Origin of the sequence: Exiguobacterium algae, from assembly GCF_018617875.1 — a bacterium.
Lineage (GTDB): Bacteria > Bacillota > Bacilli > Exiguobacteriales > Exiguobacteriaceae > Exiguobacterium > Exiguobacterium algae.
In genome coordinates this window covers 170,800-196,625 of sequence record NZ_JACSKZ010000002.1, presented here as the reverse complement: position 1 = coordinate 196,625, position 25,826 = coordinate 170,800, and the positions used below count along the sequence as shown (strand labels likewise).

Below are 25,826 nucleotides of genomic sequence, written 5' to 3'. Positions count from 1 at the left end.
TATAAATGAGTGCAAAAGTATTAGTAGTAGATGACGCAGCTTTCATGCGTATGATGATCAAGGACATTTTGACTAAGAATGGGTATGACGTGGTAGGCGAAGCGGAAAACGGTGCAGAAGCGGTTACGAAATACCGTGAATTGACTCCGGACCTCGTCACATTAGACATCACGATGCCTGAGATGGACGGACTCGCAGCGTTGAAAGAAATCCGCAGCTTCGATTCAAATGCAAAAATCATCATGTGTTCTGCGATGGGACAACAAGCGATGGTAATTGATGCGATTCAAGCGGGCGCGAAAGACTTTATCGTGAAACCGTTTAACGCAGAACGCGTCATCGAAGCAGTTTCTAAAACGGTCGCACAATGAATAAATGGTGGTTGATTATTCTTCTCGTGGTCGGACTTTACGTTCCGACCACGGTTGAGGCCGCCACCGTTGACCAACAATTCGAGCAACAACAAACAGACGTACAAGAAAAAAACGTTCCATCGGCAGCTTCATCGATTGGTAGTTTCGTGAAAGTCGTGTTGAGTCTCGTAGTCGTGGTCGGCGGATTCATCGTTTTGATGAGATGGCTTAGTTCGAAAACACAAGGTATGAAAGCGACTCAGCATATGAAGCATCTTGGTGGTGTACCGCTTGGGAAAGATCGATCGGTACAAATGGTCAAGCTCGGAGAACACGTGTATGTGTTAGGAGTAGGGGATTCCATCCAACTGATTGATCGGCTGGATGCGGATGCGATTGATGAAGAGCAAAACGATCAATTGAAGCTCCGTACAGCGAATTCTTCCGCTTTCTTGGAAACGTTTAAGAAGCAGCTTGCTCAAATTGAAGAAGTGAGGAAGAAATCATGACGACAATTGAGCAATTGATTAATTTAGATACACCGGACAGTACCTCAACCTCCATCAAACTCTTGATTTTGTTGACGTTACTGACACTTGCGCCGTCTTTCCTGATTTTGATGACTTGTTTTACCCGGGTCGTCGTGGTGTTGTCCTTCATTCGTCCTGCTCTCGGGACGCAACAGACGCCACCGAATCAGCTGATTATTGGATTGGCCCTGTTTATCACACTATTCATCATGTCACCAGTGTTGACGGATTTGAATGACAATGCGCTTCAGCCGTATTTAGATGATCGAATCAGTCAAGAAGCAGCATTCGATGAAGCGAGTGGTACGATGAAAGAATTTATGTCGAAGTATACGAGGCAAGAAGACTTACAATTGTTTTTAAAATACGGAAATTACGATCAACCGGAGACGATTGATGATGTGCCGCTTCTCGCGCTCGTACCGGCATATGCCATCAGCGAGTTAAAGACAGCGTTTCAAATCGGATTCATGATCTTTCTTCCATTCTTGATCATTGATATGGTTGTCGCCAGTGTCCTCATGTCAATGGGGATGATGATGTTACCGCCTGTCATGATTGCCTTACCGTTTAAACTATTGCTCTTTGTGTTAGTGGATGGATGGCATTTGATTGTAGAGTCATTGCTTAGAAGTATGTAGGAGGAACGAACATGACACAGGAAATGGTCATTTATTTGGCAACAGAGAGCGTGTGGACATTACTAAAAATAGCGATGCCGCTTTTATTGATCTCTCTTGTCGTCGGACTTGTCATCTCAATCTTACAAGCGACGACTCAAATTCAAGAACAAACACTCTCCTTTGTGCCAAAGATCATTTCGGTTTTCATTGGTCTCGTGCTGTTTGGACCATGGATGCTTCAACAAATCGAAGGATTTACCCGGATGATTTTTGAGTTGATGGTCGAGGTCGCCTCGAAATGAATGCCGTAGATTTTATTAGTCTTTACGGATTGACGTTTGCACGATTGACCGGCTTTTTTGTCAGTGTGCCGCTGTTCTCGTCGAAACAGCTACCCGTCATGCATCGAGTCGCCTTCAGTGCCTTCTTGGCCTACTATGCGATGTTCACATTGACTGAACCTGTTCAAATGAGTGAAGGGTTTGTCGTACAAGTCTTGTACGAAGTATTAATCGGGCTGTTGCTCGGGATCTTGATCAATATTCTATTCTTCGCCCCTCAAATCGCAGGGGGAATCGTTGATGTACAGCTAGGTTTAGCGATGGCGGCGTCCTATGATCCAATGTTCGGCGGACAGTCCCCGTTGCTTGGACGGTTTTATTACATCTTTACATTATTCATCTTATTATCGAGTAACTTGCACCTACTTTTGATCGACGGGATTTACTATAGTTTTCAAATCTTCCCGCCCGGTCAGCCGATGATCAATTTCACTGAAGCATCTTTGACGATGATGATCAAAGTTATCTCGATGACGATGATGGTTGCGTTGCAATTGGCTTTACCGATGATGGCCTCTTTATTTCTCGTTGACTTGGCACTTGGATTTCTAGCGAAGTCGGCGCCACAGTTCAACATTTTTGCCATCGGATTTTCTTTCAAGCTCGTGGCCGGTTTTTCGGTCATGGTGCTATTGATGGGATTGACGTTAAACGGGATCAGCCACTTCATCCCGCTACTTCAAGAAGTGATGCATGACTTTATGCTTATTTTAGGAGACACCACATGAAGAAGCCTCTATATCCTTTATCGGTCGATCTTCAATATTTTGCAGGCGAAAAAACAGAAAAAGCGACACCGAGGAAACGTGAGGATTCCCGGAAAAAAGGTCAGGTCGCCAAATCAGCTGATTTGACCGGGGCTTTTGCACTATTTGCCATGTTCCTGATGCTCTCTTTTTTAGGACCGTATATCGGAGGGCAAATGTTCACGCTCGTCCAGGAACTGTTAAGCCCGCATTATTTATTGGTGGACCTCACCGGAGGGATATCCGGAATGATGATTGACTTGCTGTTACGTGTCGGCATGATTATCGCCCCGTTCTTTATCGTAGCGGTCGTGTTCGGTGTGTTGATCAACTATCTGCAGATCGGCTCTCTCTTTTCTTTAGAAGCGATTCAGCCGAAACTGGAGCGAATCGATCCGATCAAAGGGGTCAAACGAATCGTCAGCATCAAGGCGGTCGTCGAATTTTTAAAGTCCTTATTCAAACTATTAATCATTTTGTCGACGGCTGTCGCTGTGTTATGGCAAAACCAGAAAGAACTCTCTCGAATGGCTGTCGAGAACGTTCGTGAATCGGTCATCGCCTTAGGCAGCATCACGATTCAACTCGGATTGTGGGTGAGTGTGGCGCTCTTGGCTTTGGCATTACTCGATTTCTTCTATCAACGCTATGACTTTGAGAAGAACATTCGCATGTCCAAACAAGACATTAAAGACGAATATAAAAATACCGAGGGGGATCCCCTCATTAAGTCTAAAATTAAGCAGCAACAACGGGAGATGGCAATGCGGCGGATGATGCAGGAAATACCGAATGCCGATGTCGTCATTACCAACCCGACCCATTTCGCAGTCGTCATCCGATACGATGACACGAAAGACTTTGCGCCGCTCGTCGTCGCAAAAGGGGTGGACCGGGTCGCGTTCAACATTCGCGATGTCGCGAAAGAACACGACATTCCCATCGTGGAGAACAAACCACTCGCCCGAGCGCTCTACGCACAAATCGATATCGGCGAAGTGGTAGACGAATCATTCTATCAAGCGATTGCGGAAGTATTAGCTTTCGTCTATCAATTGAAGCAACCGTCTTGAGGAGGAGTATGTGTTGGCAGTAAAAGCGAAAGACTTTGTTATTCTGATCGGTGTCTTGATGATTGTCATCATGCTGATCATCCCGTTACCGGGACCTATGTTAGATTTTTTGATCATCGTAAATATTTTAATTGCCATCATGATTCTACTCGTGGCGATGAATGCGAAAGAAGCACTCGACTTCTCCGTGTTCCCCTCCCTCCTATTGATTGTGACGCTGTTCCGTCTCGGCTTGAACGTCTCGACGACGCGCTCGATTCTCTCAAACGGATATGGCGGGGAAGTCATTGCCACGTTCGGTGACTTCGTTATTGGCGGGAATGTGCTCGTCGGATTCGTCGTCTTCTTGATTCTTGTCATCATCCAATTCGTCGTCATCACGAAAGGAGCGGAGCGGGTGTCTGAAGTCTCGGCCCGTTTCACACTCGATGCAATGCCGGGGAAACAAATGGCAATCGATGCGGATTTGAACTCCGGCTTGATCGACGACAAGGAAGCCCAAATCCGTCGCCGTAAGATTCAAGGCGAGGCGGACTTCTACGGTTCGATGGACGGTGCCTCGAAATTCGTAAAAGGGGACGCCATTGCCGGCATCATCATTGTCACGATCAACTTGATCTTCGGGATCATCATTGGTGCCGTTCAGATGGGTTTGCCGGTCGGAGAAGCGTTTGAGAAGTTTTCGCTCATGACGATCGGTGACGGGCTCGTCAGTCAAATTCCGGCACTTCTCATTTCGACTGCGACCGGGATCATCGTCACACGTGCCGTCTCAGACGGTAACTTAGGAGAAGACGTTGTGGACCAACTCGGCCAAAATCCGACACTATTCTATATTGCCGGTTCCATCGTGTTCTTATTAGGCTTCGTTTCACCGTCGCTGCTGCCTATAACCGCCATCATTGCCGGAACGGCCTTCTTCGGTGCATATACGATGCGACGTAATATCCGGCAAGCAGTCGAGGAACCGATTATGGAAGAAGAAACGGCGACCGGTCCGACTGAATCCGTCGTCTCGTTACTTCAAATCGATTCGATCGAATTCGAATTCGGGTACGGATTGATTCCATTGGCGGATGAGTCTCAAGGAGGCGACCTGTTAGACCGTGTCGTCATGATTCGTCGACAGCTTGCACTTGAACTCGGATTCATCTTGCCGACGGTACGGATTCGTGACCATCTCCAATTGTCACCAAACGCCTACCGGATCAAGGTGAAAGGCAACGTTGTCGCTGAAGGCGAACTGCTTCTCGACCATTACCTGGCGATGAGCCCTGGCATCGATGACCCGGAAGTGTTCGGTATTGAGACGACGGAACCTGCATTCGGCTTACCGGCTCTATGGATCGATGAAGAAACACGGACCCGTGCCGAAATGAGCGGTTATACCGTCGTCGACCCTCCATCAGTTGTGGCGACACACTTGACGGAGACGTTGAAGAAGCACGCTTCTGAATTACTAGGTCGGGAAGAGACGAAACAGCTCGTGGAACACTTGAAAGAGACGCATCCGGTGTTAGTAGAGGATGTGACCCCGTCTGTCTTGTCGATTGGGGAGATCCAAAAAGTGTTGCGTCATTTGTTGAAAGAACACGTTTCGATTCGCAATTTGCCGCTCTTGTTTGAGACGATGGCAGACTACGGAAAAGTGACGAAAGACTCGGAGATTCTCGGGGAGTATTGCCGCCAAGGGTTGGCGCGACAATTGACCGACCAAGTCAGTCCTCCGGATGGTCCGTTATACGTCGTGACGTTAGGCGGTCAGACGGAGCAACTCATTCAGGATGCGGTTCAGAAAACGGAGTTTGGGAACTATTTGGCTCTCGACCCGGATCAAGCCCGTGACGTAATCGAACGTGCAGGCGAACAGTTGTCACTGTTTGAACGGTATGGTGCCTCAGCGGTCATCTTGTGTTCTCCGACCATTCGATTGTTCGTCAGACAGCTGTTGGAACGGTATTATCCGGATGTTCCTGTGTTGGCCTATAACGAGTTACTCAGTTCTGTCGAAGTGAAAAGTATTGGGGTGATTTAAATGCAAATAAAAAAATTCACAGCAAAAACGATGACCGAGGCGATGGCGAAAGTGAAAGAAGACCTCGGTGAAGACGCCGTCATCCTGAATTCACGACAAGTGAAGACCGGATGGTTCGGATTATTTTCTTCAAAGCAGGTGGAAGTCATCGCAGCGCTGGAAAAAGAACCGGTATCACTCAAACCTCGAGTTGAACAAAAGCGTGTCGAACCGAAGAAACAGCGTGAGTTGAACGGACCACCCGTTATGCCGCCATCTCCCCCTGTTGTGTCGAATTACGGAAGTGGGGGACCGAGGTTGCATGCTTCACTCGGTCATATTGAACAGTTGATGGCGTCGGAATCTTTTCTGAATGAGCCGTGGGAAGAAGCCATCAATGAGTTGTACTACACAACGAAGTCTGTTGATGCTGTCGAACAATATGTATATGAACAAATTAAACAATCGTTCACCCCAACGAAAGCGGCAAAACGATATGTCATGCTTGTTGGGCCGACAGGTGTCGGGAAAACGACAACGCTTGCGAAACTTGCTGCTTATTACAAGCTGGAAGAAGGAAAGAGCGTCGGTCTGATCACGACGGACACTTACCGAATCGCAGCGATTGAACAATTGAAAACGTATGCGGAAATCATGAACATTCCTGTCGAAGTCGCCTACGATTTCCATGACTTCAAGCGGGCGAAACAATTGTTTGCACGAAAAGATATCGTATTGATCGATACAGCTGGCAGAAACTTCAGAGACCCGGCCTACGTTCAACAGTTCAACGACCACCACGATTTCTCTGAAACGAATCTTTCGCTAGTCCTAAGTCTCACATCAAAAGTGAAGGATATGGACATGATTTATGAACAGTTTGAGACGTTACCGCTGGATTCGCTGATCTTCACGAAAGCGGATGAAACGAGCGATATTCACGCGATGTACAGAATGGTGAAAAAGAGTGACCTTCCGATTGCATGGCTGACGGATGGTCAGGAAGTTCCGGATGATTTGGTACCGGGTGATGCCGAACAATTGACTAGACGACTGCTAGAGAAGGAAGGGTGGACACGATGGACCAAGCAAGGCGTTTAAGGGCCAGAAATGAAGTCCCTCCGACTACGATTGCATTCGCTAGTGGTAAAGGCGGCGTCGGAAAAACGAACGTCTGTGTCAACACGGCAATCGCACTTGCTGAGCTTGGAAAGCGTGTGCTGATTGTCGACCTCGACATTGGGATGGCGAATGTCCATATTCTGATGAATGCAACGAAATCCCGTACGATGGTCGAATCGGTGAAAGCAAGGATTCCTCTGGCCTCAGCTGTTCAGAAAGGCGTCTTTGGTGTCGATATATTACATGGGGGGAGCGGACAGGATGTCCTCGTCCAATTCTCAGAAAGCGACATGCAATTCTTGATGCGTGAACTTGAAGTGTTGACCGAGTATGACTACGTCTTATTCGATATGGGGGCAGGCGCGACAGACACGTCGCTTCAGTTTATTGCCGGGTGTGATGAAATGTTTCTCATTTTGACTCCGGAACCTACTTCATTAATGGACGGATACGCTTATACAAAGCTTGTTCACCATCAATACCCGGACTTGCCATTGGGCGTAATCGTCAATCGTGCACAGTCAGGGGAAGAGGCACTCCAATGCTTCGAACGAATGGAAGTCGCATGTGTTCAGTTTTTAAATAAACCGATTCGATTCCTCGGTTTTTTGCCGGATGATCCATCCGTAAGGAAGGCGGTCATCGCGCAAGTCCCGTTTTATCAGTACGACCGGAAAAGTGATATTAGTTGGAGGCTTGAGCGTATTTTGACAACGCTTACGGGGACCCCGCCGAAGCCAAGACATTTCATGGACCGATTGTTCGGAAATTTGCGGAAACAGTGGAACCGAGTCTAATGACAGGGAGGCAATATAGATGGACGTGAACGAATACTTAGGATTATTTTTGGATGAATCGCAGGAACATATTCAGTCAATCAACAACCAGTTACTTAAGTTAGAGCAAACGGCGAGTGCGGATGTTGTACAAGAGATTTTCCGCTCGGCTCATACGTTGAAAGGAATGTCTTCGACGATGGGGTATGAAAGTGTCGCGAACTTGACGCATGAGATGGAAAGTGCGCTCGACCTCGTTCGTGGCGGGAAGAAAGAAAGCAACCAATTGTTACTCGATACGATGTTTAGTGCGATGGAACAGATGGAAGACATGATTGCGGACATCGAAAATGGCGGTCGCGGCTCAAACGTAGATGTGAGTGAAACGGTAGCAGCATTCCAATCATTTATCGGCGGGAAAGAAGTCGTCGCAGTGAAATCTTCGGATTCCAGTTCGTTTGAAGTCGATCTCTACACGAACTCGGTCATCGAACAGGCAAAGCAAAGTGGATTTGAAGCTTTTCAAATTCACGTGAAGTTATCTGATGCGGTCGTGTTAAAAGCGGCTCGCGCCTATATGGTGTTTGACCGTCTTCAGGAATTAGGAGAAGTCGTGAGCACGCAACCGGAAACAGAAGAAATCGAACAAGAGAAGTTTGACTTGTCATTTGATGTCCTGTTCTTGTCCCAGGAAACGGCGGATGACATTGAACAAGCCGTCGCACAGGTTTCGGAAGTGGAGCGAGTGGAAGTCAAGGCGTTCACAAGCACCGCAGTCAGCGCACCGGAACTCGCCGTCACGACTGAGGCGCCAACTCCTGAACCGGCAAAAGCAAAAACAGAGGCCGAAGAACCGAAAGAACAAGCCGCTGCACAGGCGCAAGCGAAGACGATTCGAGTCAACTTGGAGCGGATCGATCGACTCATGAACTTATTTGAAGAGTTCATCATCGACCGCGGTCGCTTAGAACGCTTGGCGGATGAAGTCGGACAAGCTGAATTAAACGAGACGGTTGAAAAAATCAAACGAGGCACAAACGAGTTACAATCGCTCGTCTTGACGCTTCGCATGATGCCAATCGAACAAGTATTCAATCGCTTCCCGCGTATGGTGCGTTCGGTGGCCAAAGATATTCATAAAAAAGTTCAACTCGATATTTCGGGTGCGGAAACAGAGCTCGACCGTACGGTCATCGATGAAATCGGCGACCCGCTCGTACACTTGATCCGTAATGCGATCGATCACGGAATCGAACGTCCGGAAGTTCGTCTTCAAGCTGGAAAGCCGGAACAAGGGATGTTGGCACTTCGGGCATACCATGGCGGTAACCGCGTCTTCATTGAAATCGAGGACGATGGTGCCGGCATCAATGTCGACAAAGTGCGTGCCAAAGCGCTTGAACGTGGCGTCATTACGTCTGAAGAGGCCGGTATGATGTCAGAGAATGAACTGGCGATGTTGATTTTCGCCCCAGGGTTCTCGACAGCGGATGTCGTGACAGACCTCTCAGGACGAGGTGTCGGTCTTGACGTCGTGAAAAATAAAATTGAATCACTCGGTGGCGTCGTTTCACTCGAAACGGTAGCGGGACAAGGAACGAAATTCCAAGTCAGCTTGCCACTCACACTTTCCATCATCTCAGCGATGCTTGTACAGGTGGGAGATGAATCGTACGCGATTCCATTGTCTTCAATTCTTGAAACAACGCTTCTTGATGAAGCGGACATCTTGACTGCTCACCGTGAACGTGTCTTTGACTTCCGTGGACAGCTTGTACCGCTCGTCTACCTTAAAGAAATGTTTGGCATCGACAGCGAAACGAAGTCTCAGTTCCCGGTCGTCGTGGTACGTAAAGGAAATAAACTGGTTGGCGTTGTCGTCAACGATTTGATCGGTCAGCAAGAAATTGTCATGAAGCCACTCGGTACGTATCTCGAAGGAATTCCTGCTATCTCAGGTGCGACCATTCTCGGGGACGGACGTGTCGCCCTAATCGTAGATAGTAACGATCTCTTTTAAGGAGGAATAAAGATGGAACAAAAATGGGTAGTCTTTTCACTTGAATCAAACTCATACGGCATCGACGTCCAGTCGGTCCGTTCGATTGAACGTCTGCAACCGATCACGCGGGTACCAAACTCACCTGCACACGTGAAAGGGGTCATCAACCTTCGTGGAGTCGTCACACCGGTCATCGACCTTCGTTTACGCCTCGGATATGAAGAAATTCCACCGACAGACGAGACACGGATTTTAATTGCTTCACTCAACCAAGGGGATGCCGGCTTTATCGTCGACCGTGCCAATGAAGTGGTAGAAAGTGACGAAGTCCGGATTGAACCAATTCCTGAATCGAGCAGTGACATGTTGACGGATCATCTGACGGCTATCGCCAAAGGTGAGGACAAGTTGTTCTCGCTCCTCGATGCGAACGCACTGTTCGAGGATCATCATGCTGAGTGAGTTCGAACAGGATTTATTGAAAGAACTCGGTAACATTGGTTCTGGACATGCGGCGACCGCGCTATCGTCCATGCTCGGAAAGCCGGTGAACATTACGGTGTCATCGGCTGAAATGGAACCTATTACGTATTTACCTGAACGCCTCGGAGGACCGGAACGACATGTGGCATCCGTCTTGCTTGAGCTCGATGGAGACATTCGCGGCATGATTTTAATCCTGTTCGCTGTTCAAGATGCCGAACAAATGGTGTCATCACTCATCGGGATGCCGTTCTCGTTTGACGACTTTGACGAACTCGGTCAGTCGGCTTGGGAAGAAATCGGTAATATCATGAGCGGTGCTTATGCGCGAGCGCTTGGAGACTGGTTACAAACACCGATCATGATTCAGGTACCTGCTACCGCGATTGATATGGCAGGCTCGATTGTCGAGTTTGTCGTCACATCGGTCCAGCCCGAAGAAGACGCAGCCTTGTACATTGATACAACGTTCATGATTGATCAGAAAGTTAGTGCAGGACATGTGTTGTTCCTACCGACACATGGATCGCTCCATCAGATTCAGCAACGGTTGATGGGCCATGGCTGAAGTGTTAAAAATCGGGATTGCCGAGTGGAAGCAAACAACGGCCCCGAATCGACTTCGTACTGCCGGATTAGGGTCATGTGTCGGTGTGATTCTTTACGACGTACGGCTCCAGCTGGCGGCCATGGCACATGTCATGTTGCCGGATTCGACAATCGCAAGAAAAAATCAATCGCTTGAAGTAGGAAAATACGCAGATACTGCCATCACGGCACTCGTCGAATCACTGCGGCGGGAAGGGGCGACCCGCCTCCAGGCAAAAATGGCGGGCGGTGCCCAAATGTTTCAATTTAAATATGAGAACGAAGCGATGCGAATCGGTGAGCGGAATGCCGAAGCGATTCGACAAGCGCTGAAAACACACCGTATCCCGTTAGTAGCAGAGGACTGCGGTGGACATAACGGACGAACGATTGAATTTGATGTTGCCACATCAGTCTTATCGATTCGGACCGTCAGTGTAGGAACAAAAGAAATTTAAAGGGGGGATCGACATGACGACTCATCTTACACAGTTGTGGGATCGATGGAATACGGACCGTGATATGGATACAGCAAACGAGTTACTAGCGCATTACGAGTTTTTAATCCATTACCACGTGCAACGAATGATCGTGACGCTCCCAAAGAGTGTCGAACGCGACGAATTGAAAAGTTTGGGTTACATGGGATTGTACGATGCCCTTATGAAATATGATCCAGAACATAACAATAAATTTGATACGTATGCTGCTTTTCGAATTCGAGGAGCCATTATTGACGGCTTGCGAAAGATTGATTGGTTACCCCGTTCTGTCCGTGAACGTGTGAAAAAAATTGACCAGGCAGCTGAAAGGTTGGAACAATCGCTTCACCGTGCACCGACGAAACAGGAACTGGCGAAGGCGTGCGATTTGCCGGTGTCAGAAATCGAACGGGCGATGGCAGAAGGGTACTTCGCAAACATGTTATCCATTGACGAAGCGGTGACGCTTCAAGAAGAAGGAAAAGTCATGTCTGTCACGTATTTCGACCCGGATTCTGAAAAACCGGAAGATACCTTATTGCAACGCGAGCTCGTTGATGTTTTAGCAGCGGAGGTTGAACACCTTTCCGAAAAAGAGCGATTGGTCGTTTCACTGTTTTACTTCGATGAATTGACTTTGACAGAAATCGGAGAAGTACTCGAGTTGTCCACTTCGCGTATTTCTCAAATTCATTCGAAGGCATTGAAAACATTGAAACACGCACTCGGTCGATCGTATCTAGAAGAGAAGACGTCTTAAGGAGATGAACAAGTGATTATTTTGTATATTGCATTGGCTTGTTTGATTGCCTACGGCTTTTTATTCGGCTACCGTCTGATTCAGTCGCTCCAAGAGCGTGTTTCGCACCTGGAGTCAGAAAAGCAGGAAATGGAATCATTACTATTAACGTTCATGGAATCGATGAACGACCTAGTCAAAGACGATTCGAAATCGATCCCTGAATCACAAGAATCACGGGAGCCAGAGAAGAATTCTGTGCCAGTTGATTCGCCTCCTGACACGATACTTGAAGCGGCAACTGAAACGGTTGCCGTCTCGAGTCAATTAGACGTGGAGGATGTACTTCTCCGTCACTCGGTTCGCGACGCGGCTCGATTGCTCGGTAAAGGCGAAGGGGAGATGGCGCTTTATGCGAAACTTCGCAAAAAGTGACAGTTGCCGGATTCGGTGACATATGCTATAGTAGTTCTCGGTGTTAAACACATCACACACGTCTCGGGATGATATTCCTCGGTGCCGAAAGGTCGGAATACAACAATGAACGAGGCGGAGGACTTTTTAAACCACAAGGAGGAAATTTATCATGGCAGTAATTTCAATGAAGCAATTGCTTGAAGCTGGTGTACACTTCGGTCACCAAACACGCCGTTGGAACCCAAAAATGGCGAAATACATCTTCACAGAACGTAACGGGATCTACATCATCGACCTTCAAAAAACGGTCAAAAAAGTAGACGAAGCTTACAACTTTGTACGTGAACTTGCAGCAGAAGGCGGAAACGTCCTTTTCGTTGGTACGAAAAAACAAGCTCAAGATACAATCAAAGAAGAAGCAATCCGTTCTGGTATGTTCTTCATCAACGAACGTTGGTTGGGTGGAACACTCACTAACTTCTCAACAATCAAAAAGCGTATCAACCGCTTGAAGCAACTCGAAAAAATGGAAGAAGACGGTACGTTCGAAGTACTTCCTAAGAAAGAAGTCATCATCTTGAAAAAAGAAATGACTCGTCTTGAGAAGTTCCTCGGCGGAATCAAGGACATGCCTGGTGTTCCTGATGCCCTCTTCATCGTTGACCCACGTAAAGAGCGTATCGCAATCGCGGAAGCTCACAAATTGAACATCCCGATCGTTGCGATCGTCGATACAAACTGTGACCCAGATGAAATCGACTACGTTATCCCAGCGAACGACGATGCAATCCGTGCTGTCAAATTGCTCACTTCGAAGATGGCAGATGCAATCATCGAAGCGAAGCAAGGCGAAGAAGAAGTTGCTGAAGAAGCTGTAGCAACAGAAGCTGAAGCTACAGAAGCTGAGTAATCAGTGAGACAATAGGTGATAAAGGGAAAGCCTTTTATCACCTTTTTTTAGGACACGTATCCGAAAAAGCCTCGTGCTTTTCTTAAAATTTGTTAGTTTTACAAGGAGGAATTTCCGATGGCAGTTACAGCAGCAATGGTAAAAGAACTTCGTGAAAAAACAGGAGCAGGTATGCTCGATTGTAAAAAAGCACTCACTGAAACAAACGGTGACATGCAAGCAGCAATCGACTTCCTTCGTGAAAAAGGAATCGCAAAAGCAGCAGCAAAAGGCGATCGTATCGCCGCTGAAGGTTTGACAGCAGTAGCAGTTGAAGGCAACAAAGCTGTGCTCGTCGAAATCAACTCAGAAACAGACTTCGTTGCGAAAAACGAGAAGTTCCAAACACTCGTGAACAACGTAGCGAAAGCAGTTCTCGCTTCAGGCGCAACAACTGCAGAAGCAGCACTCGCAGCTGACTACGAAGCAGGTAAAACACTTGAAACGTACATTCAAGAAGAAGCTTCTACAATCGGAGAGAAAATCTCGCTCCGTCGTGTAGCTGTTCTTGAAAAAGCTGACGATGCAGTATTCGGCACGTACCTCCACATGGGTGGTCGCATCGGTACAGTTGTTGTCATCGATGGCACATCTGACGAAACAGTAGCAAAAGACGTTGCCATGCACGTTGCAGCAGCACGTCCGCTTTACGCAACACGCGACGAAGTTTCTGCAGAAGAAATCGATCGTGAGAAGAAAGTCTTGACTGAGCAAGCTCTTAACGAAGGCAAACCTGCTAACATCGTTGAGAAAATGATTGCTGGTCGTATGAACAAGTACTTCGAGGAAATCTGCCTCGTTGACCAAACGTTCGTTAAAGACAGCGACTTCAAAGTTGGTAAGTACGTAGAATCTAAAGGCGGAAAAATCAACTCGTTCGTACGCTTCGAAGTAGGCGAAGGTATGGAAAAACGTGAAGATAACTTTGCTGAAGAAGTTATGAACCAACTTAAAAAATAATTTGCGTCATCACATGTGATGCAATCAAAACTGGGAACACGTCTGTATAACCTTGAGTTAGTTCGTTAAGGGAGCGTGTTCCCTTTTTTCAAGCAAGAGGAGGCAAAGTTATGGAACCGAAATATAATCGAATTGTGTTAAAATTGAGTGGAGAAGCGCTCGCTGGAGATCAAGGGTACGGGATTGACCCGACCATCGTCAATTCAATCTCAAGTCAAATCAAAGAATTGGTTGAGATGGGCGTCGAAGTCGCGGTTGTAGTTGGTGCAGGGAACATTTGGCGTGGTAAGACGGGCAGTGAACTCGGTATGGACCGGGCGAATGCTGATTACATGGGTATGCTTGCCACAGTGCTCAATTCACTCGCTCTACAAGATAGCCTTGAAACATACGGTGTCCAAACGCGCGTCCAAACGTCAATTGAAATGCGCCAAGTCGCTGAACCATACATTCGTCGTCGTGCGATGCGTCATCTCGAGAAAGGTCGAGTCGTCATCTTTGCTGCAGGAACAGGGAACCCTTACTTCTCAACAGATACGACTGCCGCACTTCGTGCCGCCGAGATCGAGGCAGATGTCATTTTAATGGGCAAAAACAATGTGGATGGTGTCTATTCAGCCGATCCGAAATTGGATGCGTCAGCAGTCAAATATGAGACATTATCATACCTTGACGTGTTAAAAGACGGACTTCAAGTCATGGATTCAACAGCGACATCTCTTTGCATGGACAATCATATTCCATTGATTGTATTCTCATTGCTTGAAGAAGGAAACATTAAACGTGTCGTACTCGGGGAACATATCGGGACGGTAGTAGGAGGAGTCAATTCATGAGTGTCAACGAAGTATTGAAAACAGCTGAAGAAAAAATGGAAAAAGCACACGAATCATTAAAACGTGACTTTGGAACGCTTCGCACAGGCCGTGCGAGTGCGTCAATTTTGGACCCAGTACAAGTCGAATACTATGGTGTGCCGACGCCGCTTAACCAAGTGGCGAACATTAACACGCCGGAAGCTCGTTTACTCTTGATTCAACCTTGGGATAAATCAATGGTTTCTGAAGTCGAAAAAGCGATTCAAAAAGCAGATCTCGGCTTGTCACCATCTTCAGATGGTACGGTCATCCGTTTGGCAATCCCGGCTTTGACAGAAGAGCGTCGTAAAGAGCTCGTCAAAGTAACGAAAAAATATGCAGAAGAGGCGAAAGTTGCGGTTCGTAACGTGCGTCGTGATGCAAATGAGAACTTGAAAAAACTCGAAAAAGACGGCGAGTTAACTGAAGACGATCTCCGCGGATATGCAGAAGACGTTCAAACGTTGACGGATTCGTATATCAAAAAGATTGATGAGTCTGCAGCAACGAAAGAAAAAGAAATCATGGAAGTGTAATCACGGAAGTGGTATACCAAAAAGCTGTGTGGGGACCCTTTTTCTGAGAGGGTCCCTCTTTCATACAATCAGGAGGACAGTGGAATGTTTAAATGGGTGAATCCTAAAACAAAAATCGAGGCAGAATTGAGCGTCCCTGAGCACGTCGCCATCATCATGGATGGAAATGGACGATGGGCGAAAAAGCGTGGACTTCCTCGCATCATGGGTCACCGGGAAGGGATGAAGTCGATTCGTGAGGCGGTTCGTACTGCACAAGAGCTTGGAATCCAGTCTTTGACGCTCTATGCGTTCTCAACAGAAAATTGGACGCGACCAGAAGAAGAGGTCAGTTTCTTAATGAAACTTCCAAAACAATTTTTAGAGACAGATTTAAAGGAATTGCATGCTCAAAATGTACGGGTGCTCGTTGCGGGTGATACGTCGAAGCTGCCACGTGAGACGCGCGAAGCAGTCGACGAAGCGCGAACGCGTACAGCCGCGAATACAGGTCTTGATCTCGTATTTGCCTTAAACTATGGCGGCCGGGATGAACTCGTGCAAGCGATGCGGGACATTGCCTATGATGTGAAGGCCGGAGTGATTCAACCTGAAGCGATTGATGACTGTCTGATCGGTGAACGGTTGATGACCCAGATGCAGGATGTGGATCTGATTATCCGCACGAGCGGGGAGCAACGTCTTTCAAACTTTTTGTTGTGGCAAAGCGCATACGCCGAGCTCCATTTCACAGAAGTGCTGTGGCCGGAATTTAAGCGTGAGCATTTTGTAGAAGCGATTGAATCATACAACGCGCGCACGCGACGTTTTGGTGGGGTGTAACATGAAAACTCGAATCATTACAGGACTTTGGGCAGGCGCGATTTTCATCACCGTCATCGCACTCGGTGGCAGTGCATTTGTCACGTTGATGGGAATCCTTGCTTTGATTGGATTAAGTGAATTTACGATGATGCGCAAACATAAACTAGTGGCCATACCGTTTTTGGTGACGTCGCTTTTAGTTGCCTTCCCATTCGTGATTTTATTATTGAATAACTACATCTCGGTGACTGACCTCCCGTTCTCCATTGAACAGTGGATGGTACTTGGACTTGTCATCTTGCTATTTTGGACGGTCGTGACCAAGAACCGTTTCACGTATGAAGATGCAAGCTTCTACTTCGTCTCGGCGGTATATCTCGTCATCGGATTCTCAAGTTTTGCACTCGTCCGCTTATCTGAAGATGGCTTGTCAAAAGTGCTACTCGTCTTATTTATGATTTGGGCGACTGACTCAGGTGCCTATTTCACAGGGAAAGCCATTGGAAAAACCAAGCTCTGGCCATCGATCAGTCCGAATAAAACGATTGAAGGAGCGGTCGGCGGTATCATTTCGGCGATTGTCGTCGGAGTGGTCTTCGTCTTCATCGATTCGATCTTACCGGTGTTTGAAGTAGTCATTTTGGCTGTGGTTGTCGCGGTCGTCGGTCAACTCGGCGATTTGGTACAATCTGCCTATAAACGACAGTATGGCGTGAAAGATTCAGGTCACCTCTTACCGGGACACGGCGGGATTTTAGATCGATTCGACAGCATGATTGCTGTTTTCACCGTGATTTGGGTATTTAATCTGCTATAAAAGGAGTGTCAAGATGAAGCGAATCAGCTTAATCGGGGCGACCGGTTCGATTGGTGTCCAAACGTGTGATGTAATCGAACAGCACCCCGATCTGTTTGAACTGGAAGCCTATGCATTCGGAACAAATGTTGAAATTGCAAAAGAGTGGATCAACCGCTTACGTCCAAAATATGTATCGGCGAAAAGTATTGAGGTGCTTGAACAGCTGAAACCGCATCTTACATACGAGCCGCTCTATTATATCGGGTTAGAGGGGTTGGTAGAATGTGCGACCGCTGAACGGGCCGATATCGTGGTGACAGCTGTCGTCGGAGCGGTCGGTCTTGAACCGACACTTGCTGCGATTCAAGCAGGAAAAGATATCGCCCTCGCCAATAAAGAGACCCTTGTAACGGCAGGGCACCTCGTCAAGGCGGCTGTAAAGGAATATGGCGTACGTTTGCTACCAGTCGACAGTGAACACTCTGCAATCTATCAATGTTTAAATGGTGAGCGTCGTGAGGATGTCTCGAAAATCATCTTGACTGCCTCAGGCGGAAGCTTCCGGGACCGGACGAGGGATGAGTTGCAACATGTAACGGTTGAAGATGCGCTGAACCATCCAAACTGGTCCATGGGTGCTAAAATCACCATCGATTCAGCGACGATGTTCAATAAAGGACTTGAAGTCATCGAAGCGCATTGGTTATTCGATATCGATTATAATGATATTGAGGTGATTCTACATCGGGAATCCATCATCCATTCGATGGTAGAGTTCAAAGATGCGGCTGTTATGGCGCAACTTGGAAACCCGGATATGCGTGGACCGATTCTCTATGCCCTCTCTGAACCGAAGCGGCTTGAAATTGAAGGGAATAAGCGGTTAAACTTGAAGGAAATCGGTAAGCTGCATTTTGAAGAAGCGGATTTTGACCGGTATCCGGCTCTCCGTTTAGCCTTTGAGGCTGGAAGAGCAGGGGGCTCGATGCCGACCGTATTGAATGCAGCGAACGAAATAGCCGTAGAACTGTTTTTACAAGGGAAAATCGCCTTCTTAGAGATTGAACGAATCGTCGAACAAGCGATGACCAACCATACGGTCATTGAAGAACCGACACTAGATCAAATTCTTGAAGTCGATCGGACGGTGCGTGAACAGATTCAGCAAGGAATTGAAGGTGGGGAATAAATCATGACGACTTTTATCGCCATCGTTTTGATGTTTGGAGTGCTCATTTCGGTACACGAATGGGGACACCTCGTCATGGCGAAGCGGGCAGGGATTCTCTGTCACGAGTTTGCGATTGGATTCGGTCCGAAAATTTTATCGTTCCGAAAAAATGAGACACTTTACACGATTCGTATTCTCCCAATCGGGGGCTACGTCAAAATGGCGGGTGAAGACTTCGAGCCAATCGAAGTGAAAGCCGGTCAACACGTAGGATTGCGTTTAACGGAGCAAGGTACGGTTGATCGAATCTATTTTCAACCGGATGCTGCAAAGGATGTTCAAGTCGTCGGCACTGTTGATAAATTCGACGACACGCATGAATTGAAGATTCAATTATTGATCGATGAAGAAGTGCGTGTGTTTCATCTTGAGCGCGACACACTTCTTGTCGACCAAGGTATGGAGATTCAAATTGCGCCACATGATCGGACGTTTGGTGCCCAGTCTGTCTGGAAACGCTTTTTAGCAATCGCAGCCGGCCCGGCGATGAACTTTGTACTGGCTTTCATTTTGCTGGTCATCGTCGGTCTTGTTCAAGGGACCCCGACGAATGACGGTCAAATCGGCACGGTGCAGCCTGACTCGGCGGCCGACGAGGCGGGTCTTATGAGCGGTGACGAAATCGTTTCGATCGAAGGTCAATCGATTCAGGATTGGATTGATTTACGCGGAGCGCTTGCAGATCGCGCGGACACCCCGACAGAAGTGACGTTTCTCCGCGACGGGGAAGAAGAAACCGTGACACTCACACCTCAAGGCGTCGAGCAGAACGGGGAGACTGTCGGTATTCTTGGTGTCACAAACGCACTGGAACGCTCTCCTGTCAAAGCCGTAACCACTGGAGCGGAAACGACGTGGACGATGTCGACGTTGATTTTCTCAGCCGTCGGAGATTTGGTGACAGGTCAGGTAGGGGTTGATCAACTGGCAGGACCGGTCGGAATCGTTCGCATGACGGACGAAGTCGCAGCGAGCGGACTCGTCATGTTAATGAACTGGACGGCGCTCCTTTCGGTTAACCTGGCAATCTTTAACTTGCTGCCACTTCCGGCATTAGATGGTGGTCGTCTGATTTTCCTACTATTCGAAGCAATCCGGGGACGTCCGGTCGACCCGAAAAAGGAAGGGTTCGTCCACTTCATCGGCTTTGCTTTATTGATGATTCTCATGTTGATTGTCACATGGAACGACATTCAATCATTTTTTAAATAATGTTTGGTAGAGAAGGGAAACGTTGAACTTTATGAAACAATCCAGATTGTTAATTCCTACACTGAGAGAAGTGCCTGCTGACGCAGAAGCGGTCAGCCATCAGCTACTCGTTCGTGGTGGGTTTATTCGTCAAAATGCGGCGGGAATTTACTCGTACCTCCCGCTCGGATATCGTGTATTACAAAAGATCCAACAAATTATCCGTGAAGAAATGAATCGTGCCGGTGCACAAGAACTCTTGATGCCGGCCATTCAGCCTGCTGAATTGTGGGAGGAGACTGGACGTTGGGATATTTATGGTCCGGAATTGATGCGTCTAACTGACCGTCATGACCGCCGGTTTGCCCTCGGTGCAACACATGAGGAATTGATTACGTCGATTGTACGGGATGAGCTCAATTCTTATAAAAAACTTCCGGTCAACCTTTATCAGATTCAAACAAAATATCGTGATGAGCGCCGACCACGTTTCGGCTTGCTTCGTGGACGTGAGTTTTTGATGAAGGACGCCTATTCGTTCCATGCAACGCAGGAAGACTTAGATGAAGAGTACACGAACATGTATAACGCGTATTCACGGATCTTTGACCGTACGGGCCTCAAATATCGCCCGGTTGTTGCGGACTCAGGCGCAATCGGCGGAAAAGATACGCATGAGTTCCAAGCGCTCGCTGAAATTGGTGAGGATACGATCGTATATACGGATTCGTCCAACTATGCTGCAAACATCGAGATGGCGGAGACGCTTGACCGTTATGACATGCAACAAGCGGACGTTAAGCCGCTTGAAAAGGTCGATACAGAAGACAACAAGACGATTGAGGACGTGGCACGTTTCTTGAACGTTGATCCGAAAACGACAATCAAATCGGTATTGTTCAACGTCGACGGTGAAACGGTCATGGCAATCGTGCGTGGCGATCATGAAGCGAACGAAGTCAAAGTGAAAAATGCTTTAGGCGGACTGGATATTCAATTGGAAGACGACGCGAAAATCGTAGAATTGTTCGGCTGTGAGCCAGGGACACTCGGACCGATTCATGCCCCGGTCAAAGTTGTCGCGGACTATGCGGTCAAATACTTGGTCGATGCGGTATGTGGCGCGAATGAAGCGAATACGCATTTCGTTCACGTGAATGCAGAGCGTGACTTATCCCACTTGACATACCATGACCTCCGCTTCATTGTCGAAGGGGACATGGCAGCGGACGAGTCTGGCCCGGTTCGTTTCGCACGCGGGATTGAAGTCGGCCAAGTGTTCAAGCTTGGAACGCGTTACTCTGAATCGATGGGCGCAACGTTCTTAAATGAAGAAGGCCGCGCAGAGCCACTCATCATGGGATGTTACGGCATTGGTGTTTCACGGACGCTATCGGCAGTCGTGGAACAACACCATGACGACCGCGGAATGATTTGGCCACGTAATGTTGCACCGTTTGAGGTACATCTCATTGCCATTAACGCAAAAGATGAGACACAACTCGAGCTTTCGAACCGCTTGTACACGGAACTTGGTGCCACTTACGATGTGTTATTTGATGACCGTAAAGAACGTGCCGGCGTGAAGTTCGCGGATGCTGACTTGATCGGAATTCCACTCCGGGTCAATGTCGGGAAAAAAGCGGCAGAAGGAATCGTAGAAGTGAAAGTACGTGCTACTGGTGAAGTAGTGGAAACATCCGTCGACGAATTGAAGCAAGTACTTGCAGAGAAATTCAAAGAGACGCATTAAATCGATGAAGGTGACAGCGAAAGCGGTCACCTTCATTTGTCGAGAATGCGAAAAGGGGGGACGACTTACCCGTGGAAGCAAACCAAAAAATGCTTTTATTACTAAATGACCTCGGGATTACGACCGAGACAGATTTATTTGATGGGGCGGAGTTATCCCGGCTCGTCGTCAATAAACAACGACGGACGTGGACGTTTTATTTTCACCTTGCCCAAGTTTTGCCGTATGAACTGTACCAACTATTCATAAGTCGACTGGAGAGCCGCTATGCGTCATTTGCCGATGAGGTGTACGCCCGCTTTTCGACGACTGCCGGAGGGACAGATCAGGATTATATCGACTACTGGCCGCGAATCGTCAGTGAATTGAGTCAAGTGTCCGGAGCGATGCGCACCTATTTCGCATCTGTCACGCCACGCTTTGAGCAAAACAAACTTCTCATTCCGGTTCGATCTGCACCGGAAGCGAACTATGTGGATAAAGAGCTGTGCCAAGAAGTTCAAGCGCTCTATAGTGCCTACGGATTCACCAAAAAACCGTGTCAGGCACACTTCTCTGAAGACGCGGAAGCCAATCAGGCGCTTCGCGAACAAGTTGTTCAAGAAGATATCGAGCAGGCGAAGATGGCACTCGCGGCCCAATTTGCGAAAGCGACCGAGTCATCGAGCGAAGAACCGATTACGGAAGTCCGGATGGGTGCTTTGATCAAAGATGAAATCGTCCCGATCAAGACGATTGTCGAAGAGGAACGACGGGTCGCGATACGCGGTCTGGTCTTCTCGGCTGAACGGAAAGAACTGAAGAGCGGCAAAAAGCTGTTCACGTTTAAAATGACCGATTACACCGACTCGCTCATCGTCAAAGTGTTTGCCAGAGACGATGATGACGACCGGATGCTGAGTGCGGTCAAAAAAGGGATGTGGATTCAAGCGGCCGGTCGTGTCGAAGATGATACATTTATGCGTGAATTGTGTATGATGGCCTCGCAACTTCAAGAAGTGAAAGTGGAACCGCCACGCGATGAATGGGCGGGAGAAAAACGGGTTGAATTACACGCCCATACTCAAATGAGTCAAATGGATGCTGTGACAAACGTTTCTGCCCTCGTATCAAGAGCGGCCAAATGGGGACATCGTGCCATCGCCATCACCGACCATGCCGGTGTTCAGGCATTCCCGGAAGCGTATTATGCCGGTAAGAAAAACGACATTAAAGTGTTGTTCGGTGTAGAGGCGAACGTTGTCAATGACGGCGTACCGGTCGCCTATAATGCGACTGACGTCTCGCTCGATGAAGCGACCTATGTCGTATTCGACGTAGAGACGACCGGACTTTCAGCGGTATACAATAAGATCATTGAATTGGCCGGAGTAAAAATTAAAGACGGAGAAATCATCGATCGGTTCGAGGCGTTCGCCGACCCGAAACATGCGCTCTCTGCAACAACGATTGAACTGACGGGAATTACGGATGACATGGTACAAGGTCAACCGGATCCTGAAGTTATCACGAAGCAATTCGTGGAATGGTGCGGCGACAGTATCCTCGTCGCGCATAACGCTTCCTTCGATATGGGCTTTTTAGAGGCGACGCTCCGGAGCGGAGGGCATGAGCCGGATGACTATCCGGTCATCGATACGCTCGAACTTGCCCGTACGCTGATGCCGACGTTGAAGAATCATCGACTCAATACGCTCGCCAAACGATTTGATATCGAGTTGACCCAACACCACCGTGCGATTTATGACGCGGAAGCGACGGCGTATCTTTTGATGAAACTATTGGACTTGGCGAAACAAATGTTTGAAATGACCACCCATCGCGCACTGAACGCGAAAGTCGGAAGCGATGTTTCGAAAATCCGACCGTTCCATGCGACGATTTATGCGAAAAATAAGAAGCCGGGTCTACGTCATTTATATGAACTCATCTCACTTTCGCATATTGATTATTTATACCGCATGGCCCGTATGCCACGGTCTGAGATCGTAAAGCGCCGAGAAGGCTTGCTCATCGGTTCAGCATGTGACAACGGAGAGATTTTTGATGCCGCGCTCAACAAGTCAGATGATGAACTCGAGAAAATGATGGCTTTCTATGACTTTATCGAGATTCATCCCCCTGCCTTATATATGCACTTGATCGACAAAGAGATTGTCGCGAATGAATTAGAACTTCGTGAAATCATCAAGCGGATCATCCGGGTCGCCGAAAAGGCGGAGCGCCCGGTATGTGCGACGGGAAATGTTCATTATCTTGATCGGTCTGACCGCTCGTATCGTGAGATTTTGATTCGTACGCAGGGCGGGGCGAACTTTATCAATACACGTAAAGAGTTGCCGCACGCCCACTTCCGGACGACAAAAGAGATGATGGAAGACTTCAAGTTCTTAGGGGAAGAGCTGGCAAAAGAAATTGTCATCACGAACCCGAATGCCATCGCCGACCAAATCGAATCGATCCAAATCATTCCGGATGATTTATATACACCGAAGATTGAAGGAGCTGACGACGAGGTTCGCAACATGAGCTACGACATGGCACGCTCCATCTACGGCGACGAGTTACCGGAAATCGTGGAAGCCCGTCTTGAAAAAGAATTGAAATCCATCATCGGTCACGGATTTGCGGTCATTTATTTGATTTCGCATAAACTCGTTAAAAAGTCACTCGATGACGGTTATCTCGTCGGCTCCCGTGGTTCCGTCGGGTCGAGTCTTGTCGCGACGATGACCGAGATCACAGAGGTCAATCCGTTGCCGCCGCATTACGTCTGTCCGAATTGTAAACATTCTTATTTCTTCAACGACGGTTCCGTCGGGTCGGGGTATGACTTACCGGACAAAGAATGCCCGGAATGTGGCACATGGTATAAAAAAGACGGACACGATATCCCGTTCGAAACGTTCCTAGGGTTCAAAGGAGATAAAGTACCGGATATCGACTTGAACTTCTCGGGTGAGTATCAGCCGCATGCGCACGCTTATACGAAAGTGCTGTTCGGAGAAGAGTATGTGTATCGTGCCGGAACAATCGGAACGATTGCCGATAAAACAGCGTACGGATACGTGAAAGGATATGCGACCGAGAATGATAAAATTTACCGCAACGCTGAAGTCGACCGGCTCGTCTCGGGTGTCACAGGCGTCAAGCGGACGACCGGTCAACACCCGGGGGGGATCATTGTTGTCCCGGACTACATGGATATTGCGGACATTTCACCGATTCAATATCCGGCCGATGATAATTCATCTGAATGGAAGACGACACACTTTGACTTCCACTCAATCCATGACAACTTGTTGAAGCTTGATATTCTCGGACACGATGATCCGACCGTCATCCGGATGCTACAGGACTTATCCGGAATTGATCCGAAGACGATCCCGACGGATGATCCGACGGTTATGAAAATCTTCGCATCTCCGGAAGTACTCGGCGTGACACCGGAACAGATTGAATCAAAAACCGGGACACTCGGGATTCCGGAGTTCGGGACGAAATTCGTACGTCAAATGCTTGAGGAAACGAAACCGTCCACGTTCTCGGAACTTGTTCAAATCTCAGGTCTGTCTCACGGTACGGACGTTTGGCTCGGGAATGCGAACGAACTCATTTACAACGGGACATGTGAGCTGAAAGATGTAATCGGTTGTCGGGATGACATCATGGTCTACTTGATCTACGCAGGTCTCGAACCGTCGTTCGCCTTTAAAATCATGGAGTCTGTTCGGAAAGGGAAAGGCCTCACAGACGAGATGGAATCGGAGATGCGGGCGAATGAGGTGCCGGAATGGTACATTTCTTCCTGTAAGAAAATCAAGTACATGTTCCCGAAAGCCCACGCGACGGCCTACGTTTTGATGGCCGTCCGGATCGCTTACTTTAAAGTGCACCACCCGATTCTTTACTATGCGACATACTTCACTGTTCGGGCGGGCGACTTTGATTTATCTGCGATGATCAAAGGACCGCAGGCGGTGCGGAAAGCCATGGCCGATATCCGAGAAAAAGGGTTTGATGCGACCGCGAAAGATAAAGGATTGCATACCGTCCTTGAACTTGCCTTAGAGATGCTTGAGCGGGGAATGAAATTCCAAAACATTGATTTATACCGTTCAAGCGCAACGGAATTCTTGATTGAAGGGAACACGCTCATCCCGCCGTTCAACGCAGTAGACGGATTAGGGACGAATGCAGCCAAAGCAATCGTTGAGGCGAGAGCGGAAGGTCAGTTCTTATCGAAAGAGGATTTGCGCAAGCGGGCGAAACTGTCTAAAACCGTCATCGAGACACTGGATACGATGAAGTGTCTTGAAGGGTTGCCGGATGAGAACCAACTATCATTCTTTGATTTCGGGGTGTAAGTTGCAGAAAATCGGGAAAATATGATATATTAGTATCGAACAAAGTTGGATACTACGACGGAAAGGAGTAGGGGACCCTACTCCTTTCTT

Annotated in this window: 25 protein-coding genes; all 25 read left to right on the top strand. The window is 48.0% G+C overall.

The window, feature by feature from the left end; genetic code table 11:
• Window positions 1–5 precede the first annotated feature (5 nt).
• The 25 genes from KNP03_RS06185 to KNP03_RS06065 all read left to right on the top strand — a co-directional run bounded on the left by KNP03_RS06185 (window position 6) and on the right by KNP03_RS06065 (window position 25,736).
• Window positions 6–371 carry a response regulator gene (locus KNP03_RS06185; RefSeq protein WP_214826817.1) on the top strand — a complete coding sequence of 122 codons (366 nt, stop codon included), beginning with the start codon at window positions 6–8 and terminating at the stop codon, window positions 369–371.
• On the top strand, window positions 368–862 hold the full coding sequence (locus KNP03_RS06180) for a flagellar biosynthetic protein FliO (protein ID WP_214826815.1): 495 nt from the start codon (window positions 368–370) through the stop codon (window positions 860–862). Before KNP03_RS06185 ends, KNP03_RS06180 begins: the two co-directional genes overlap by 4 nt.
• On the top strand, window positions 859–1,524 hold the full coding sequence (gene fliP, locus KNP03_RS06175; RefSeq protein ID WP_214826812.1) for a flagellar type III secretion system pore protein FliP: 666 nt from the start codon (window positions 859–861) through the stop codon (window positions 1,522–1,524). Before KNP03_RS06180 ends, fliP begins: the two co-directional genes overlap by 4 nt.
• An 11-nt stretch (window positions 1,525–1,535) precedes the next feature.
• Window positions 1,536–1,808, top strand: a complete 273-nt coding sequence (fliQ, locus tag KNP03_RS06170) for a flagellar biosynthesis protein FliQ (RefSeq protein ID WP_214826809.1) — start codon at window positions 1,536–1,538, stop codon at window positions 1,806–1,808.
• Window positions 1,805–2,575, top strand: a complete 771-nt coding sequence (gene fliR / locus KNP03_RS06165; protein WP_214826806.1) for a flagellar biosynthetic protein FliR — start codon at window positions 1,805–1,807, stop codon at window positions 2,573–2,575. The genes fliQ and fliR overlap by 4 nt, the downstream gene beginning before the upstream one ends.
• A complete protein-coding gene (gene flhB, locus KNP03_RS06160; protein WP_214826803.1) occupies window positions 2,572–3,666 on the top strand; it encodes a flagellar biosynthesis protein FlhB in 1,095 nt (364 codons plus the stop codon). Before fliR ends, flhB begins: the two co-directional genes overlap by 4 nt.
• Before the next feature lie 13 nt (window positions 3,667–3,679).
• Window positions 3,680–5,701, top strand: coding sequence for a flagellar biosynthesis protein FlhA (flhA, locus tag KNP03_RS06155; protein ID WP_276313802.1), 2,022 nt, complete (start codon window positions 3,680–3,682; stop codon window positions 5,699–5,701).
• Window positions 5,702–6,781: a flagellar biosynthesis protein FlhF gene (locus tag KNP03_RS06150; RefSeq protein ID WP_214826797.1), complete on the top strand. Its 1,080-nt coding sequence runs from the start codon at window positions 5,702–5,704 to the stop codon at window positions 6,779–6,781. It begins immediately after the preceding gene.
• Window positions 6,760–7,599 carry a MinD/ParA family protein gene (locus KNP03_RS06145; protein WP_214826794.1) on the top strand — a complete coding sequence of 280 codons (840 nt, stop codon included), beginning with the start codon at window positions 6,760–6,762 and terminating at the stop codon, window positions 7,597–7,599. The genes KNP03_RS06150 and KNP03_RS06145 overlap by 22 nt, the downstream gene beginning before the upstream one ends.
• A 19-nt stretch (window positions 7,600–7,618) precedes the next feature.
• Window positions 7,619–9,598 (top strand): chemotaxis protein CheA, encoded by a 1,980-nt coding sequence (locus KNP03_RS06140; protein ID WP_214826779.1) that lies wholly within the window; start codon window positions 7,619–7,621, stop codon window positions 9,596–9,598.
• A 12-nt stretch (window positions 9,599–9,610) separates the two neighbouring features.
• Window positions 9,611–10,042 carry a chemotaxis protein CheW gene (locus tag KNP03_RS06135; RefSeq protein WP_214826776.1) on the top strand — a complete coding sequence of 144 codons (432 nt, stop codon included), beginning with the start codon at window positions 9,611–9,613 and terminating at the stop codon, window positions 10,040–10,042.
• Window positions 10,032–10,631, top strand: a complete 600-nt coding sequence (locus KNP03_RS06130) for a chemotaxis protein CheC (protein ID WP_214826773.1) — start codon at window positions 10,032–10,034, stop codon at window positions 10,629–10,631. Before KNP03_RS06135 ends, KNP03_RS06130 begins: the two co-directional genes overlap by 11 nt.
• Window positions 10,624–11,109 (top strand): chemotaxis protein CheD, encoded by a 486-nt coding sequence (locus KNP03_RS06125; RefSeq protein ID WP_214826770.1) that lies wholly within the window; start codon window positions 10,624–10,626, stop codon window positions 11,107–11,109. Before KNP03_RS06130 ends, KNP03_RS06125 begins: the two co-directional genes overlap by 8 nt.
• Before the next feature lie 13 nt (window positions 11,110–11,122).
• Window positions 11,123–11,893, top strand: a complete 771-nt coding sequence (locus tag KNP03_RS06120) for a FliA/WhiG family RNA polymerase sigma factor (RefSeq protein WP_214826767.1) — start codon at window positions 11,123–11,125, stop codon at window positions 11,891–11,893.
• A 12-nt stretch (window positions 11,894–11,905) separates the two neighbouring features.
• Complete coding sequence (locus KNP03_RS06115; RefSeq protein WP_214826764.1) at window positions 11,906–12,307, top strand: hypothetical protein; 402 nt, start codon at window positions 11,906–11,908, stop codon at window positions 12,305–12,307.
• A 151-nt stretch (window positions 12,308–12,458) separates the two neighbouring features.
• Window positions 12,459–13,199, top strand: a complete 741-nt coding sequence (gene rpsB, locus KNP03_RS06110) for a 30S ribosomal protein S2 (RefSeq protein WP_015881415.1) — start codon at window positions 12,459–12,461, stop codon at window positions 13,197–13,199.
• Window positions 13,200–13,316: 117 nt separating this feature from the next.
• On the top strand, window positions 13,317–14,198 hold the full coding sequence (gene tsf / locus KNP03_RS06105) for a translation elongation factor Ts (protein ID WP_214826761.1): 882 nt from the start codon (window positions 13,317–13,319) through the stop codon (window positions 14,196–14,198).
• Window positions 14,199–14,308: 110 nt separating this feature from the next.
• Window positions 14,309–15,034 (top strand): UMP kinase, encoded by a 726-nt coding sequence (pyrH, locus tag KNP03_RS06100; RefSeq protein ID WP_214826758.1) that lies wholly within the window; start codon window positions 14,309–14,311, stop codon window positions 15,032–15,034.
• Window positions 15,031–15,591 carry a ribosome recycling factor gene (gene frr / locus KNP03_RS06095; protein WP_214826755.1) on the top strand — a complete coding sequence of 187 codons (561 nt, stop codon included), beginning with the start codon at window positions 15,031–15,033 and terminating at the stop codon, window positions 15,589–15,591. Before pyrH ends, frr begins: the two co-directional genes overlap by 4 nt.
• A gap of 84 nt (window positions 15,592–15,675) precedes the next feature.
• The gene (locus KNP03_RS06090) at window positions 15,676–16,413 is read left to right on the top strand and encodes an isoprenyl transferase (protein ID WP_214826753.1); all 738 of its coding nucleotides are present in this window, start codon (window positions 15,676–15,678) and stop codon (window positions 16,411–16,413) included.
• Window position 16,414: 1 nt separating this feature from the next.
• Entirely contained in the window at window positions 16,415–17,212 is a 798-nt protein-coding gene (locus tag KNP03_RS06085) for a phosphatidate cytidylyltransferase (RefSeq protein ID WP_214826741.1), read from the top strand.
• 13 nt (window positions 17,213–17,225) lie between these two features.
• Entirely contained in the window at window positions 17,226–18,383 is a 1,158-nt protein-coding gene (gene dxr, locus KNP03_RS06080; protein WP_214826739.1) for a 1-deoxy-D-xylulose-5-phosphate reductoisomerase, read from the top strand.
• A gap of 3 nt (window positions 18,384–18,386) precedes the next feature.
• The gene (gene rseP, locus KNP03_RS06075) at window positions 18,387–19,637 is read left to right on the top strand and encodes an RIP metalloprotease RseP (RefSeq protein WP_214826737.1); all 1,251 of its coding nucleotides are present in this window, start codon (window positions 18,387–18,389) and stop codon (window positions 19,635–19,637) included.
• Between the two features lie 31 nt (window positions 19,638–19,668).
• Entirely contained in the window at window positions 19,669–21,369 is a 1,701-nt protein-coding gene (locus tag KNP03_RS06070) for a proline--tRNA ligase (protein WP_214828262.1), read from the top strand.
• 71 nt (window positions 21,370–21,440) lie between these two features.
• Complete coding sequence (locus KNP03_RS06065) at window positions 21,441–25,736, top strand: PolC-type DNA polymerase III (RefSeq protein ID WP_214826736.1); 4,296 nt, start codon at window positions 21,441–21,443, stop codon at window positions 25,734–25,736.
• Window positions 25,737–25,826 lie beyond the last annotated feature (90 nt).